We start from the raw sequence: 17,398 nt of genomic DNA, 5'->3' as shown, positions 1-17,398 counted from the left end.
CTAGTGGATTGAACCAGGTTTTCTTTTTTTCGAACCACGCTCATCTACTATTCAACCAATTTGTTTATCTATTGAACCTCTTTTCTCATTTATTGAACCAACTCCATTTTCACACCACGCTTTCCTAGTGGATTGAACCAGGTTTTCTTTTTTTCGAACCACGCTCATTTACTATTCAACCAATTTGTTTATCTATTGAACCTCTTTTCTCATTTATTGAACCAACTCCATTTTCCCACCACGCTTTCCAAGTGGATTGAACCAGGTTTTCTTTTTTTCGAACCACGCTCATCTACTATTTAACCACTTTGTTTATCTATTGAACCTCTTTTCTCATTTATTGAACCAACTCCATTTTCACACCACGCTTTCCTAGTGGATTGAACCAGGTTTTCTTTTTTTCCAACCACGCTCATTTACTATTTAACCACTTTCTCTCTCTATTGAACCTCTTTGCTCATTTATTGAACCAACTCCATTTTCACACCACGCTTTCCTAGTGGAATGAACCAGGTTTTCTTTTTTTCGAACCACGCTCATTTACTATTTAACCAATTTGTTTATCTATTGAACCTCTTTTCTCATTTATTGAACCAACTCCATTTTCACACCACGCTTTCCTAGTGGATTGAACCAGGTTTTCTTTTTTTCGAACCACGCTCATTTACTATTTAACCACTTTCTCTCTCTATTGAACCTCTTTTCTCATTTATTGAACCAACTCCATTTTCCCACCACGCTTTCCAAGCTGATTGAACCAATTTTTAAACCCCACCATAAAAAAACCTCCCTAATTATAGTGTCAGGAGGTCCTAAATTTTCTAATATCCAGCTACAGGTTCATCATTGTACCAGATAAAACCTTCATTTCAACTGATCTTCAACCGCTTTTATCCAAGTTCTCGCCATTAGCATATTTCCTGCTGGATTCATATGAACACCATCTGTTGTTAATTTGTAGTCGTTACCAGATTGTAAATAGTTAATAAATGCTTTATGTGTTGGAACAACTGTTGCCTGAAAATCTTTTGCTACTTTATGAACAATCTCAACGTAGTCAAATAATAGTTGGTTTCCTTTAGCTTTTACATCTTCTTCAATAATCGTCGGCTCCATCAGGATGATCTTTGCATTTGTTTTTTCTCTTATTTGCGTTAATAAATCGGTATATAGCTGTTGAAATTGTTCCGTTGGTATTTGCTCCATGTCCGGATGATCTAATTGTCTCCATACATCATTTATTCCGATAGAAATTGAAATATAATCTGGTTTTAAGTCAATGGCGTCCTTTTGCCATCTTTCAGCTAAATCGGTAATGCGATCGCCACCAACACCTCTGTTTAGAAATTGATAGGCTTGGTTTGGATAAGTTGTAACAAAATAATCATGAATAAGTCTTACATAACCTGAGCCTAAGTTTTCATGGTCCTCATGTCTTCCCCACTCAGTTATACTATCACCGATCAGTAAAACCTTTTTCTCTACCACTTCATAACCTCCCACATACTATTTCTTTGCTTGAACATCTTTTCGATACCATTCCTTTAAAACGTTTTCAGCCTTTTTACCATAAATGTCAAAGTAAGTATTTGACTTAGCTTCTGCTAATGGATAAAGTTTTGTACTCCAGTCCCACCAGAAAAAGCCACCAAACCAAGGCTCGTCCCAAAATACTTTCATAACCGAACTATAAAAGTTTGCTTGTTCATCTTCACTATACGGAAGCTCTGTATGTTCAAAATCCCAAGGCATCGTCGCACAACCTTCAGCACTTCGACAACCAATTTCCATGAAGACAATTGGCTTGTTAAACCTTTCGTGAAGCTTCACTAATTTCACTTTCACTTTTTCCCAGTTTTTCATCATATTTTCTTCACTATCTCCAGGTCCTTCAGCTACTGGATAGTAAGCACTTGTCCCGATGATATCGACCTTGTCAAACCATCCTACTCCTTCTTCTTTCCCGTGGTTCGCATTATAAATAATCGGTCCGTTATAAACCCCTCTTACCTTTGCAATCACTTGCTCCCATTGTTCTGTTCTTGACTCAGTTCCAATCATTTCACAACCAACACAGAACATCTCACAGCCAAGCTCTTCTGCAAGCTCAGCATAGTGAAGGAGGAAATTCTCATAAGATCTGAACCATTTATCCCAATACTCTGTTGCATCCTCTGGAAATCCAATTCGCGCTCGCCATAATCCATCTCTTGAATTCACAACAGGCTTTAAGCAAACCTTTATACCAAGTTCCTTCGCTTTATTTACCGCAAATTCAATATCGCGATCTGTCATTGTAAATCCATAATCAAATGCGATCTCGGTAGATGAATATGTATCTTGATACGTAAAAAAGGACAATGCAATCCACTCACTGCCTGTTTCCCTTAATTTTTCTAGTGATTCAACTGCTTTAGGGGTACGATAAGCTCCACGAGATGTGTTCCAGCCATATGTCATCCCTTTCACGAAAATCTCTTTCATTGTTTTTTCTCCTCTATTCTCGTTCATGATGTGGATCAAAATTACGGAAATACTCGGCGATTTCTGCGTATGCTGAATTATTCATATCCATATCCCAAACCCGATAGCCAAAATTATTAATTTTTCGGCATTTACACTTTATTTAGTCTAGCTGTTGATTCACGAAGCAAAATTGTTCCAGCCAGTAGCACCTTCTCAAAAGGTAAATGTTTTTCTCTCATTCTTCTCATTAGCATTTCAACTGCTCGTTTTCCCAAATCTTTTTTTGCAACATCAACAGTTGTAATTGTTGGTGTCATCGAATAAGAAAATTCCATGTTATCAAAACCTACAACTGAGACTTTATTTGGTACGTGATAACCTAATTCTTCTAGTTCTGTAATCATTCTTTTCGCCACATTATCATTACAGCAAACAAATGCAGTAGGCATAGTTTGCTTTGTTTGTTTTTTTAACCATTGTTTTATTTCATCGCGCACTCGATCAGCACCCTCGGAATAGACAATGGTATCCCCTTTAATAGTCAGCTTATTCCTCTCCATCGCACTTCTGTATCCAAGCCAGCGATCATAGAAACTACGGGAGTATTCAATGTTTCCAACAAATTGAATGTGTTGATGACCAAGTCCTACTAAATGATTTGTTAAATTCAAGCTACAATCAAAGCTGTTATTAAAAATCGAATCACACGGAATTAATGCATCCTCATAGTCCACCATAATTAATGGTATATGTAAGCGATGGACCTCGAGTAATAACGCAGTAGAGACAACCCCTATACTAATCACACCTAAAAAGCCCCTTGGATTCAAAACATTCCCAAGGCTTTCTACGTTATTTTCTGTAAGAACAACCATGCCAGCTCCGATTGTTTCTACCATTTCTCCAATGCCATCTAATATCCGCCCCCAATAACGTGATTCTTTGTTTTGGAAGCGGATATTTGGCATAAGCACTAACACACTTTTGTTATTTGTCACAGTAGTATCGATCGTTTGCTGCTCATTTTGTTGTTGATCATGTATATCTTCAATTTTCATATTCCTTTGAGCGAAGTATCCAAGCTTTGAGGCAGCTTGGAACACTTTTTCTCTTGTCGAAGGGTTGACCCCTTCTTTTCCAGACAGTGCTCTAGAAACAACAAACTTTGATACACCTAAGTAATCGGCAATTTGCTGCATCGTAACTTTTTTTGCCATGCTTTTATCTCACTCCACCAACGTATTTGATCATGTTTCATGTATTTATTTTTAAGACTCTGTTAAACTCGGTTGTTGATTTCCGCTACAGACAGTGTCTTCTATCACTAATGTTAAAGAGTAGAATTACCCGGCCTATTATTACAAAATGACGAAGGGATATGAGAGTCATTCAGTTATTTCTATGCAATATCAAAAACACTGCGAAGTGATAACTGTTGCTTAAATGCACCTAGACTTAGATCTTCACTCAAACTTTCTTTTTGAACGACAATCGTTCTTTTAACTCCTGCCGAAAGATCAAAGTAATTGTCACTAAACTTGCAATCTGCTGCAACTAATTCAAGTTCAATGTATTTTGCAAAAGCTATCGAGGATACAGCAATCTCAAATGTTACATCTGTTTCTGTCACGTCAACTGATAGTTCTGGATTTAGGAAAGTAAAATGCTTCGGCTTCGTAAACAACAGGGTTGTTACAGTTGTTTGTTCACCATTTACATACAATATGCACTCAAGGTACGTATTTCTCATTGCATCAAAAGTCAAAAATTCACCAAATGATAATTTCTCACATTGATTAGCCGTAAGACTTTCAATAGTTGCAGTCACAGTTCCTTCTTGAAGAACTTCTGACGTATTTTTACGTAATTTCCATTCAATTCGCGCATTTACATTTGCTAAAGAATCGTTTGTCACATGGATTTCTACATCTGTTCCATCTTCTCTAAGTGATAACAAAACTGGCGAATAAAACTTCTTCGTGAAATAATGCAACGCTTTCCAGCGACCGTAATAATCAATACTAGACCAAGAAGCAACCGGCCAACAGTCATTTAACTGCCAGTAAAGTGACCCCATACAACGACCGCGATTTCTTCTCCAATGTTCTACCCCATATTTAATTGCTTCTGCCTGCAATAGCTGGGAGGCATATAGTAAAGAATCAAAGTCTTTTGGATAAAGGAAGTTTTCAGAAAGGTAAAAGAGAATTTTCCCATTCGCAGCTCCATTCTTCTGGTGCTTTTCCATGACATATGAAAAAATATTGCGGTCTTCAGGCTCTGTAAAGGTTTCAATCGTTTTCATTGATGGGAATGATTGAAAACCAAATTCCGAACAGAAGCGGAAATGGAACTTCTCATATTCTGAGAATGGTTTTAATCCATGCCATACTTCCCAATAATGCATATCACCTTCATTTGGATTACGCGGTTCATTAAATCCTCCACCAGATGATGGGGATGATGACCAGTAGAAGGTCTGAGGGTCAAGTTCCTTTGCAAGCTCAGGAATAATAAATTCGAAAAGCTTGATATAGTCTGCTTTATGTTTGTAATCATCATTAGGCATATCTCCCCAATATACCCAGGCTTCTTCAACTTCATTATTTCCACACCAAATTCCAAGACTTGCATGGTGACGAATCCGCTTCATATTGTCTATTACTTCTTGTTCAACGGTTTCTCTAAACTCATCATTTAATTCGTACATACTACAAGCAAACATAAAGTCCTGCCAAACGATTAGCCCTTTTTCGTCACATAAATCAAAGAAATAATCCTCAGGATAAATTCCACCACCCCAGACACGAATCATATTAAAGTTAGCTTCCACACAATCATTGATTAATCGTTCGGTTCTTTCTGATGAATTTCTCGCTAACAAATTATCTTCTGGAATGTAGTTCGCACCCATCGCAAAAATTGAGAGACCATTTACTTCAAATTCGAATGATTTTCCCCATTGATCAGGTTCATGTTTTACTTTTATCGTACGCAGTCCAATGGTTAATGCTTTTTCATCTAACAAGCCCTCCTCATTTGAAACAAGGACTTCTACCTTATATAATGGCTGTTCTCCATATCCATTTGGCCACCATAATTGTGGATTTGCTACATCAATCGTAATTGTTTCTTCCGATTTCATAGCCGTGATTTTTGTTGAATTTATTTCACCCGTCGGACTTGTAAGCTTCACCTCAAGGTTTACGATTTCTTTCTGTACATCCTTTACTTTCACACGTACATTTACACCGACCTCATTTTCATGGTGATCCTGACTAACATACACATCTTCAATGCGACTATGATTCCAAGCTAGCAGAGAAACAGTACGCCAAATTCCTAAATCAGGAATTCGAGGACCCCAGTCCCAACCGAACATACTATGGCCTTTTCGTATATGTGGATACCCTTCAATGGCATCGGTTACTCCCCATAATTTCGTTTCTTTCTGCTTTTCAGTTATATACTGAATTGGTGAGAGGAGAGTTACTTGTAAATGATTTGTTCCTTTCACTAAATAAGCCTTAATATCAAATTCATAGGTACGATGCATATTGTTTGTTTTTGCAACTAATTGTCCATTAACCATTATTTCTGAAAGTGTATCAAGACCATCAAATCGAATCGCAACCTGGCTATGACTAAGTAGTTCTTCATCAACTGAAAATTCACGAGTAAATTCATAATCCTTTGCAGCTATTTCATAAGCATGGTCTTCATTATCACGATAAAAAGGATCATCAATTTTCCCCTGCCTTAACAAGTCATTCATAACAGAACCTGGAACGATTGCATCTAACCATTCAGTTTCATTCGTACACTTCATTTTCCAAGATCCATTTAAATCTATTTTCTTCATTCTTCTCACCCTTCTAATCTGTTATTTTTGTTAGTTTTTTTGATTAGTTTTTAGATAAGTATAGATATCTATAGAATCATTTAAACTTCCACTAGTTAAGCAATATATTAATTCAACCTATATTATTACAAATCAAGTACATTTACCCCTCTTGTTATTTTAGTTATTTTATTTGTTATTATAAAACTAACTTTATACTAATATTCAATTATAGTAAAGACATAACAAACATATTTTCATCCTAAAATATTCGACAAAAAAGGTAGCCCCCTAAACAAGAGTTTGCTACCTTAAGGATCGTTCACCTTCATCATTATTTAGTTGCATAAAAAGCCTTAATTACCTTTTCTGCTGGTTTTCCATAAACAGCATAATCATCATTATTTGCCGCGTTTTCTTCCATATGAAGCAGAGCTTTCCAGTCCCACAGACCAAAACCCTGTACCCAGTCTCTATCCTTTGTTTTTTCGAACATTACTTTATAATAATCCTCTTGCGCTTTCAGGTCCGTCTCACCTTCGAGACCCCAATCATTCGGAACATACGGCGAATTCGAACGACTTGGACAACCAGCCTCCGCAAAGAAAAACGGTTTATTAAATGGTTTAATAATCTTTTCGATACGATCTAACTGTTTATCCCAATCATTTATTGGATAATAACCACTGGACGAGATCACATCTAATGCATCCCACCATTTCACATTTCCTTCTTGGTATTTATCAGTATTGTACGTAATAGCCCCATTATAAACCGTACGCACTTCATCTACTAAAGCACGCCACTCTTTGTCTTTACGTTCTGTTTGTACCATTTCACAACCAACAATGATCATGTCACAATTTGTTTTCTGAGCAATTGCAGCATAATGCATTTGATATTCCGTATAGCTCTTAAACCAATCTTTCCACTTAGGTTCACAAGGAACATCTAGGTCAAAGAAATTAATATGCGCTCTCCATGTACCATCCTTACAATTCACTGTAGGTTTTAAGATCACCTTCAGGCCAAGCGACTGAGCATATTCAATCATGTCTACTAATTCTTCATCTGAAACCATGTGTTCCCCAGTATAATCAACTACTGTTGTATGGGCACCATCCTGTAAAGCTGCTAATGAAATAATTGCATAATCTGTATTTGTTCGTTCTTTTAAGAGCCTCATAGACTCCTTCGCTTCAGGCTTCTTAAAATCTCCTTTTCTACTCATCCAACCATACGTAAAACCCTTGATGAATTCCAAAAAACGGCTCCTCCTTACAAAATAAGGGCTGACATCAAAACTAAAATTCAGTCCCTTACGTTTTTCCATTACAAAAATAACGTCTCAAAAATATGACTTTCCAAGACTATCCCAGACAGGACCATTCGATGAATAATTACTTAACTGAACCTGCCATTCCGTTGTATATATGTTTCTGAAGTGAGATGAAAGCAATCAACGTCGGGATAATCGCAATCATAATCCCAGCACAGATAACCTCCCACTGTGATCCATAAGGTCCTTTAAACGTAAACAGCGCGGTTGAAATAACATGAAGCTCCTTTTTCGGCATATAGAGGAACGGTGTATAAAAATCGTTATATACATTTACACCTTTAACGATGATAACCGTTACAATAGCCGGCTTAAGTAAAGGTAAAATAATTTTTCTGAAAATCGTTACATATGACGCACCATCAAGCATTGCTGATTCATCTAATGAAACTGAAATCGAATCCATAAACTGCAAGAAAATATAAACTGCAATAATATCTGTACTCATGTACAAAATAATTGCCGCTCCTCTTGTATTAAACAACCCAAGCCCCTCAATTATTTGGAAGGTTGCAACTTGCGTTGTAACAGCTGGAATAAGTGTAGCAAGTAAAAAGGCACCCATTAATAGATTGCTACCTCTGAATTTAAAACGATTTAATACAAATGCGATCATTGAACCTGTTAACGTTGCACCTACAATCGAAACAAGTAAAATTATCGTTGTATTTACAAACCCCACCATCATATTTCCTTCAACAAATGCCCTTGTGTAATTTTCGAAGTTTGTCCAATTCTCAGGCGGTGTTAAAGGTCCTGAACTCTTATATTCACTACTTGTTTTAAAAGAGGCAAAGAATACGACCGCAATTGGAATTAAAGCTGCGAATAATCCTAGAAGCAGTGATACATATTTAACTACGCTACCTAACGTATACTTTAATTTATACACTTCTAGTCCTCCTTAAAGAATTTTTTCTGTATAAGCGTTACAACGATAACAATAATCATAAGCACAACAGCCATCGCAGAACCTAGACCGACCTTACCATACTTAAACGCAATATCTACTGTCTGGATAACAAACGTTTTACTACCGTTAGCACCAGCTGTCATAATGTAAGGAATTTCAAACGAAGAAAGTGCTCCACTTATCGCTAGAATTAAATTAAGCTGAATGATTCTGCGAATACTCGGTAAAATAATATATCTAAACTGGTGCCATTTATTCGCACCATCAATTTCCGCTGCTTCATATACATCTTTAGGAATCGATGAAATCGCTCCTAAAAAGATGATAAAGTTAAAACCCATATATCTCCATATAGAAGTTCCTGCTAAAGAAATATTAATAATATCTGGATTTCCCAACCAAAGTTGAATAAACTCTCCTAATCCTAAAGCATTTAAAACCGTATCCAATGTTCCCTCAGGTCTAAAGAAAAACAAAAACATAAAACCAATCGCAACACCATTTAATAAGTAAGGAAAAAACAAAACACCTTTAAAGAAATTCTTAAAACGCACGTTAAAACTTAAAATTGTCGCAAAATATAACGCTAATCCCATTTGCACAAACGTTGCAAAGAAATAATACAAACTTACTTTAAAAACAACAAAGTATTCTGGATCAGTAAAAATTGTCAGGTAATTTTCAAATCCGACAAACTCCTTATCACTAAATCCATTCCAATCTGTGAAACTGTAATAGAACATATTCGCTACCGGTATATAAGCAAAAGTAATTAACAATGCTACCGGAACAATTGAGAAAAGAATAATAATGACTCTTCTTTGCGCGTCATAAGATAGGTTTGAGAATTTGAACACAGACTACACCTCCCGGCAGTAATAAAAGCGAAATTCACATAAGCTTAGCCTCAGGCAAATAAGTCGCTCAGGAATGGAAGGTGTTAAAGTACCTTCAATTCCTGAGTGGTTTATATCCTTATAGGACTAGGCGCTAAGAGTAAACTTTAGTATTTAAGTTAAGAAAAGTGCATTACATGCACTTTTCTCTAACACATTTTGTTATCGGGTATCCTTAATTACTCACCCTTGATTTTTTCTGCTGCTTCATTCCAATCAGCATTTAATTCTTTATTTATATCTTCATAAGTCTCATCTCTATTTCCGATAGCCGCTTCAATAATACGCTTCTTATTATCTTCTAACCAGAAACCAACTTCAGATTCTTTATCAATTTGGTCAAGCAAACCTTCTTGTCCTTCTTTAGCCGGTTCAAGTAATGAGAATACAACTCCCTGTTCTTCATATGCTTTTAACTCTTCTGGAAGTGGAACGCTCTTAGCTGCACTAATACCACCAGCTTGCTCAACAGCATATCCAGAGTCATGAATGAACCAGTCAACCCATGCTAATGCAGCATCTTTATGCTCAGTATGCTTATTAACACCGATTTGCAAGTCTGCTCCTAATGGGAAAATTACTTCTTCCGCATTCGTTGGGAATGGCATATAACCAATATCATCTGGGTTTTCAGAAACACCTTTAATTTGGTCAATTGCCCAAGAACCTAATACCATCGTAGCGATTTCACCTTTACCCATCATCTCTTTTGATAATTCCCAATCAGTTGTTAATGGATCTTTTTCAATCAAACCTTGTTTAGCGATATCATACATAATTTTATAAAGCTCATATTGAGGTTTTCCAGGTACTAATGGATCCTTTTCGTTTACTAGTGTTTGGTTATAGTATGCAGCATCACCAGCAACAGTTGTTATAGCACCTTGCCACTGTGTTAACGGCCATCCAGCTGCATAGTTCGTGTACATTGGAATTGCATCAGTATTATCTTTAACTTTGTTTAAAGCCTCCATAAACTCATCTATTGTTTTAGGCGTTTTTTCAATTCCAGCTTCTGCAAATACCTTTTTGTTATAAACGACACCAGTGTAAGTTACTGCAATCGGAATACCATACACTGTACCATCTACTGCTCTTTCTTCAACACCCATATAATCCTTTTCCATTTCAGCAAGTTTTCCAAGTGGCTCAAAGAAATTTGGAATATCTTCAATTGGAACTTGTGGAGCCATTAAAAGCACATCACCATAATCTTCAGTGTTCATACGCGGTGTTATTTGTCCGCCGTAATCTGTTAATGCCTCGAAATTCACTTCAACATTTGGATAGATCTTTTGGAATTCTTTCTCATACTCAGGGAATACCGTATCAACAATATCCGTTCTTTGAGTAATGAATGTAATTTCCCCTTCAATTTCCTTAGGATCTTTATCTTTCCAACTTACATCCGCTTCAGTTGAACCACCATTTGCGCTCCCATCATCTTCCTTTGAAGTAGATGAACAACCAGTAAGAGCTGCAAGTACAACAAGTACCATAGCCATAAGTAAGCTTAGTAATCTAGTTTTTTTCATTCTATTAACTCCTCTCTTTAATTCACTTTTAAGTTACCGTATAGGTTACAAATTAATTGTATGATGGTAACGCTTTCTTGTCAATGACTTTTCTTTTAATATTTTCAACATTCTACAAATTTTTTAAACTTTTACTCTAATTAATAGTAATTTCTTTAATAACCACTGTTTATTTCGACATTTACTAGTTATTTTATGACTGTAATATACAATAAAAATCCACCTTTTCTGCATAAAATAAACCCTCGTCCCTTTCACATACTTCTATGTTTCTTTATTACGCTCTGTCTATAATCCTATAAGTAAGGTTAACGTTAAGTTAATTATTTCTCGTTTAATTATTCTCAAGTAAACCTTCTCAGTTTATTCTTTTAATTTATTACAAACAAAATAGGGTTACTCTCATAGAGAGACATGTATGCCCTCGTGAGTAACCCTACTAGCAATTTCATTAACTACTCTATTTTTCTACTTCCAAAACCTTAACTAATGAAAAAATAACACCTAGCCCATATAAAAAGGGACCGAATACAACAAAAAATACAAGATTATAACCAACAGCAATAAATAGTAAAATAATTATCACTAAAATTGAGACCGAATTTATTGGATTTTTGATAATGGCTAAGAAGGCATGGATATTGCCATCCTTTACATTCATGTTTTTAAAAGCAAGAAATGCCGTACTATAAGTTAACATCAATAATACCATTGCCAAGAAATAGATTAATAAAATAGATAGGACAAGTGAAAATGCATTTGTTTGCTTATTTACAAAGAAAAGACATGTATAAACAATGATCATACTAAAAGTATAGATAAAAGATGTCACCTTATACATTTTAAATGATTCATAATAATGATTAAAAAGAAGCTTTACATTTTTATTTTTCTCCTCATCCTCACCCTTATTTATGTCACGCAACACTATAAACAGTGTACAAAAGCTCGGGACGATACTATATACAACTAAACCCTTTAATAGCGATAACCAAAAGCATAAACTTACTTGAAAATATTTATACATATATTGAAAAAACAAAACGATTTTGCTATTCATTTTTTTCACTACCTTTATAAATAACTCTATTAAACTTGGTTGTTGATTTCCGCTGCGGGCGTTCGCTCCAATCAACAAAGTGCCAAAATCAACAGTGAGCTTAACAGAGCCAAAAAATAATTAACCTTGGAAAAGGCTTCTTAAAATAACATTCATCTACACATTTAGTATACTAAAAAAATAACAACAAGGTATAATGTTACCTTGTTGTTATTTTTTTAACTGACTTTCGATAGACTATTTTTCCTTTTACTAATACACGTCCAAAGTTTTTCTTTGGATCCTTTATTTTTTCTAAAGTGAAGCTCACTGCGTTATTCGCCATTTCTTCTATGTCAACTTCAACTGTAGTTAGTCCAGGTTCTGTTATCGTTGCATATACATCGTTATCAAAGCTTACGACCGAACAATCTTCCGGAACTTTATATCCTAATTTTGTTAGCTTGTGAACTAAATTATGTGCAACCTGATCACAGTTACACACAAATGCAGTTGGAAGCTTTTCAGGAATTGTAATATCGATATAAGTACCATGTTCGTCGCGATCATTTAGGATATAGTCTTGCTTTAACTCAACTTTATGCTCAAGTAATGATTTAAAATAGCCTAAGAAACGGTCCTGAATACTACTAGTTGAATATAAATTCCCAACATAAGCAATCTCACGATGACCATTGTGAAGAAGATAGTTCGTAATTTCATAGGCTCCATAGAAGTTATCTGTAATAACTGAATCAATATCTGCATGCTCATCATAGAAATCAAGAAAAACTTTTGGAAGCTCGATACCTTGGATTTTTTCAATATATTTTTTACTTATTTGCCCAAGAATAATGAAACCATCTACTTTTTTCTCATAATAAATTCTTGGAAGGTTTTGCTTTTTTTCATCTTCACTATTTAAAATATGGAGTATTCCATAGTAACCATGGTTCTCCAAAACCCTTGATATACTTTGGTATACATTTAAATAAAAAGATGATTGTTCCATACCTGCAAAACGCTCAGGAACGATAACGCCAATATTATAAGATAATCCTTCTTTCATAGACTTAGCCATTGCGTTATAGCGATAGCCCATTTCTTCAGCAAGGTGTTTAATTTTAAGTTTAAGCTCCTCACTCACTCCATCTTTATCGTTAAGTGCCTTTGAAACAGTAACACTACTTACGCCTAATTGATCGGCTATATCCCTCATCGTCACATTGTTTTTCATTTTTCATTTCCTCCGAGCAAATTGCTTATCTCATTTTGCTAGTAATGTATATAAGGCTGTTTTCGCAAACATTGTTGCTATTTACCAAGTAATGCAGCGTGGTTGATTGCAGCGAGAGATGCTCGCTTTCCGCGGGGCGGGCGGTGAGCCTCCTCGGCGTGAACGCCTGCATGAGTCTCACCTGTCCCGCTACTCCCGCAGGAGTCTCGCAATCCGCTCCAATCAACCTGAAATAGTTTTTGTTTTAAAAGCAACTATCTATTAAAAAATAGCCTATATAAACAATCACTTAATCTCTTTAAGTAATTCTAAATTCCGCTCAATCAATTCCTTACGCTGTGCAGCACATTCTAAAGAGCGAAAAGGATCTTCAGGAGTATTAAAGGTGTAATCAACAAGCTTTTCTATTGTTGTCGTTGCCACGTGAATACGAGTGTCACTTGATGCATAATAGATAAACACTTCATTATTTTCATTTACTACAGCTCCGTTACAGAAGACAACATTTGATACATCACCTATCCGCTCTTCATCATAGGGTGCAATAAAATGCCCACCAGGTGTTGCAATTACTTGCGATGGATCCTCTAAACTAGTTGCAAGTGTGTAAAGGACATAACGTAAACCCGCTGCAGTGTTTCTCACTCCATGTGCAATATGAATCCAGCCTTTATCCGTTTTAATTGGTGCTGGTCCTTGCCCATTTTTAACCTCGTAAATCGTATGGTAGCGCTTCTCATGCATAACCTGTTCTTCTTTTATAATCGGATTTAAAATATCATCACATAAGGCAAATGCTATTCCACCACCAGAGCCTGTTGAAATAAATCCATCCTGTGGACGAGTGTAAAATGCATATTTACCATCAACAAATTCAGGGTGTAGAACAACATTACGTTGTTGTGGTGATGGGGTTTCAATATTAGGGAGACGATCCCATTTTTTAAGATCCTTTGTCCGCACTAACCCCGCTTGGGCAATAGCACTAGATGTATCAAACTCAGATGCATTTAGGTCCTTGCTTTCAGAGCAATAGATCCCGTAAATCCAACCATCTTCATGCTGAACTAAACGCATATCATAAATATTCGTTTCTTTTTCATCAATATCTTCCCATGTCAATGGTGTATCAATGAATCGAAAGTTATCTATGCCATTGTCACTCTCAGCTAGCGCAAAAATCGATTTACGATCTAAGCCTTCAGTACGAACAACAAGATAGAACTTATTATTTAAATAAATTGCACCTGGGTTAAAAGCTGCATTTATTCCTAATCTCTCCATAAAGTGAGGATTTGTTTCTATATTTAAATCAAAGCGCCAATGTAATGGAACATGGTGACGAGTTACAACCGGGTTATCATAACGATCATATATTCCATTATAAAAATCTGCCTTTTTCTCATTTTTTTTGTTTAATAGTTCATTTTGTTTTTCAACTAATTCAAAATACTTTTCATGTATCATTTGTTTTCAATCCTCTCCATCATTTCTAAACAAAATCTTGAATTATGATATGGTGTTTTCCATGGTTCTCCAACTGCTCTTTCCGTTGGCTTGCCATCTGGTTCAACAGACCAATACCATTCTCCACCGTCACGATAATCGACAATATTATTTTTCGTGTACTCCCATAAGCCATTTACTAATGTTAAAAATTTCTCATCATTCGTTCTTTCATACGCATTGTGGAAGCCAACCATTGCTTCTGCTTGGACCCACCAAATGCGTGTAAGGTCAACATCATCATTATGCTGTTCATTTGCAAGAGAACCATCTTCAAGAATTGCTGCATCTGCAATGTTATCGGCAATATCAATAACCATTTGAACAAAACGTTCATCTTCAAGACCTAACACATTAAGTGCATCATCAATTAACCAGCTTGCTTCGATGTCATGTCCAAATGATTTTAAATGGAGCAAAGAGTTCCAGTGTTTATCAAAAAATACGTTTAAGAATTTTGTATCCTTGTCATAAATCTTTTCATAGAAAATCTCGATTAAATTTGTTAATCGTTCCTTAACCACTTCTTCTGCAGATGCTTTATAAAGATTTGTATAGGCTTCTAAAACATGAAGATGTGTGTTAGTCGTAATTTCTGCTACAACACCATTTTCACTCAGCTTTTCATTTGGAAGCTCGTTCCATTCCCGATCAAATTCTTCTTTATATGCATTGTTTTCCTTATCAAAGCCTATTGTTTCGATTAAATTAAAAATTTTATTTGCGTATTGTAGTGCCTCTTCACTTTTTGTGACAAGGTAATATTCACTTAATGCATAAACACCAAATGATTGAGTATAAACATGTTTTTGGTCTTCAACAGGATTCCCTTTATAATCGACTTGCCAAAATAAACCTTGGTGTTCATGATCATATATTTTCTCAACTAAGAATGAGTAAGCATGATGTGCGCATTCTAAATATTCAGGTCTTTTTGTCACTCGGTAAGCTGCTGAGAACGACCATAAAAACCGCGAAGCAGCAATACCACCTTTATCGGCTTCTTTATTAACAGTTAGATCATAATTAACTTTGCCAAAGAAACCACCATTTTGTTCATCCTTAAGATTTATCCAAAACGGTAAAATATGATTAAGTAAATGATTTTCTATTTCACTTTTTAGTTTACTCAAAATATAAAAAACCTCCAAACTTTAGTTTACCGATAACTTAATTATCATGTTACTTTGTAACTTGATATTTGTCAATCTATTATAAAGCGGTTTCAATACTTCAGATCGTATTTGCTAATAGGTAGTCTTTTAAACTATATTTTTATAAAGGCTGTTTTCGCAAACTTAGTTGCTCTTTACCAAGTAATGAGGTGCGGTTGAATTCCGCTGCAGGCGTTGCGAAATAACAAAAAGAGAATTAACCCATTAAAACAATTTGAAGGTTAATTCTCTCTTTATTAAACTTATTAATTTATGTTCTTATTTGTCTTTTACTTAATTTTGTATTCTTTATAACATGAACTTAATTCAAACCACTAAGAAATATTCGCTTGCCTTTGTTTCCCCGTTCACCACAATGGAAATCTTGTGTTTTCCTGGATAATGTTTTCTTGTTGTTAAATCTTTAAATGAATGTTTCTTCGTATAAACCTTTTTTTCACCAGAGTTTATCACATTTTCAGCGATTTTAAATAACTTCGTTGAATGCTTTCCATTAGCCTTTACGAAATCAAGTGCGTATTCAACCCGGATCTTTGTAGGCTTTTCATCTGATGATATAAGCTGAAAAGAAAAAGATAACGCATCACCAATCGTTAGTTTATCTGTCACAGTTAACTCTTCTACCATTAGATTAGGATTCGTACCAAAACCAAACAATTCTAGCGCTTGTTGATCTCCCTTTTTCATTAAGGTTCTTATTCCTCTTTTGATTATCCAATTCGTATCAATGTTGTCGCCATACCATTTTTGAGCGATTTCAAGGACAAGCTCTGGGTGGTCCTTTGAAATGTCATTTAAATTGTTTGCTACACTTTTTCGAACATATAAAGATGGATCCGCTTTTAAATTCTCTAAGATTGGAAAAATTGGGGTTGGATCTTTTTTGAGGCTTGTTAATGCAATTCCCCATGGTAGTCGAGGTCTAGAGCCTTCACTTGCTAATCTTCTTACATGCTCATTCGGATGTTTGCTCCATTTTAAAAATTGATCCATCATAAGTGATTGGTTTTTCATAACAAAAGGTCTTACTGCAAATTCAGAGGTTGATAATTGCGTAAAGTATTCAAGAGCTTTAATCGATTCATTCCAAAACTCAAGTCCATATACCTCTACATAATCTGGAAAGACAATGCCAGTTAATCCCCCCCTACAATGTGGAGCGACCTTTTTTAATAGCTCTAGTACTTCTATAAATTCCATAGCTAATGTTTTATGAAGACAATTCGTGATATGTCTTACTCGTTGCTTTAATGCTAATTCATTCTACATATCATCATAAATTAGCGATTGAAATAAGCGAGAATCAAAATTTTGATATTCTGATTTAATTGAGGTTGAAAGCTCAATAATATAGTCTTTATCAAATAAATTTCTTAATTCTTCTGCCATTTACCTTCTCCTCTGTCTATAATTGGCTTATTAACGATTAAATCAGTTTAGCCCACTATCAA

General features: G+C 35.4%; 13 protein-coding genes and 1 pseudogene. All 14 read right to left on the bottom strand.

The features are described 5' to 3' along the window. Positions 1–864: 864 nt before the first annotated feature. Positions 865–1,488 carry an SGNH/GDSL hydrolase family protein gene (locus WCV66_RS07375; protein ID WP_338788480.1) on the bottom strand — a complete coding sequence of 208 codons (624 nt, stop codon included), beginning with the start codon at positions 1,486–1,488 and terminating at the stop codon, positions 865–867. An 18-nt stretch (positions 1,489–1,506) separates the two neighbouring features. Further along, complete coding sequence (locus WCV66_RS07370; RefSeq protein WP_338788478.1) at positions 1,507–2,484, bottom strand: glycoside hydrolase family 113; 978 nt, start codon at positions 2,482–2,484, stop codon at positions 1,507–1,509. Positions 2,485–2,497: 13 nt separating this feature from the next. Further along, complete coding sequence (locus WCV66_RS26795) at positions 2,498–2,569, bottom strand: hypothetical protein (protein ID WP_413789660.1); 72 nt, start codon at positions 2,567–2,569, stop codon at positions 2,498–2,500. Positions 2,570–2,615: 46 nt separating this feature from the next. Further along, the gene (locus tag WCV66_RS07365; protein ID WP_338788477.1) at positions 2,616–3,683 is read right to left on the bottom strand and encodes a LacI family DNA-binding transcriptional regulator; all 1,068 of its coding nucleotides are present in this window, start codon (positions 3,681–3,683) and stop codon (positions 2,616–2,618) included. Positions 3,684–3,865: 182 nt separating this feature from the next. Continuing rightward, positions 3,866–6,328 (bottom strand): beta-mannosidase, encoded by a 2,463-nt coding sequence (locus WCV66_RS07360; protein WP_338788475.1) that lies wholly within the window; start codon positions 6,326–6,328, stop codon positions 3,866–3,868. A 313-nt stretch (positions 6,329–6,641) separates the two neighbouring features. Beyond that, positions 6,642–7,571 (bottom strand): glycoside hydrolase family 113, encoded by a 930-nt coding sequence (locus WCV66_RS07355; RefSeq protein ID WP_338788474.1) that lies wholly within the window; start codon positions 7,569–7,571, stop codon positions 6,642–6,644. A gap of 136 nt (positions 7,572–7,707) precedes the next feature. Then, positions 7,708–8,538, bottom strand: a complete 831-nt coding sequence (locus tag WCV66_RS07350) for a carbohydrate ABC transporter permease (protein ID WP_066329741.1) — start codon at positions 8,536–8,538, stop codon at positions 7,708–7,710. Positions 8,539–8,540: 2 nt separating this feature from the next. Continuing rightward, a complete protein-coding gene (locus WCV66_RS07345; protein WP_338788472.1) occupies positions 8,541–9,416 on the bottom strand; it encodes a sugar ABC transporter permease in 876 nt (291 codons plus the stop codon). A gap of 218 nt (positions 9,417–9,634) precedes the next feature. Further along, a complete protein-coding gene (locus WCV66_RS07340; protein ID WP_066329734.1) occupies positions 9,635–10,990 on the bottom strand; it encodes an ABC transporter substrate-binding protein in 1,356 nt (451 codons plus the stop codon). Positions 10,991–11,450: 460 nt separating this feature from the next. Beyond that, positions 11,451–12,050, bottom strand: coding sequence for a DUF624 domain-containing protein (locus tag WCV66_RS07335; RefSeq protein ID WP_338788471.1), 600 nt, complete (start codon positions 12,048–12,050; stop codon positions 11,451–11,453). 199 nt (positions 12,051–12,249) lie between these two features. Next, positions 12,250–13,266: a substrate-binding domain-containing protein gene (locus WCV66_RS07330; RefSeq protein ID WP_066329730.1), complete on the bottom strand. Its 1,017-nt coding sequence runs from the start codon at positions 13,264–13,266 to the stop codon at positions 12,250–12,252. A 285-nt stretch (positions 13,267–13,551) separates the two neighbouring features. Further along, complete coding sequence (locus WCV66_RS07325) at positions 13,552–14,733, bottom strand: glycosidase (RefSeq protein WP_338788470.1); 1,182 nt, start codon at positions 14,731–14,733, stop codon at positions 13,552–13,554. Continuing rightward, on the bottom strand, positions 14,730–15,905 hold the full coding sequence (locus WCV66_RS07320) for an AGE family epimerase/isomerase (RefSeq protein ID WP_338788469.1): 1,176 nt from the start codon (positions 15,903–15,905) through the stop codon (positions 14,730–14,732). The genes WCV66_RS07325 and WCV66_RS07320 overlap by 4 nt, the downstream gene beginning before the upstream one ends. 348 nt (positions 15,906–16,253) lie before the next feature. Beyond that, a pseudogene (locus tag WCV66_RS07315) lies at positions 16,254–17,336 on the bottom strand (DNA alkylation repair protein). Positions 17,337–17,398: the final 62 nt, after the last annotated feature.

It is taken from the genome of Metabacillus rhizosphaerae (genome assembly GCF_037201795.1).
Lineage (GTDB): Bacteria > Bacillota > Bacilli > Bacillales > Bacillaceae > Metabacillus > Metabacillus rhizosphaerae.
This window is presented reverse-complemented; position numbering and strand designations above follow the sequence as displayed.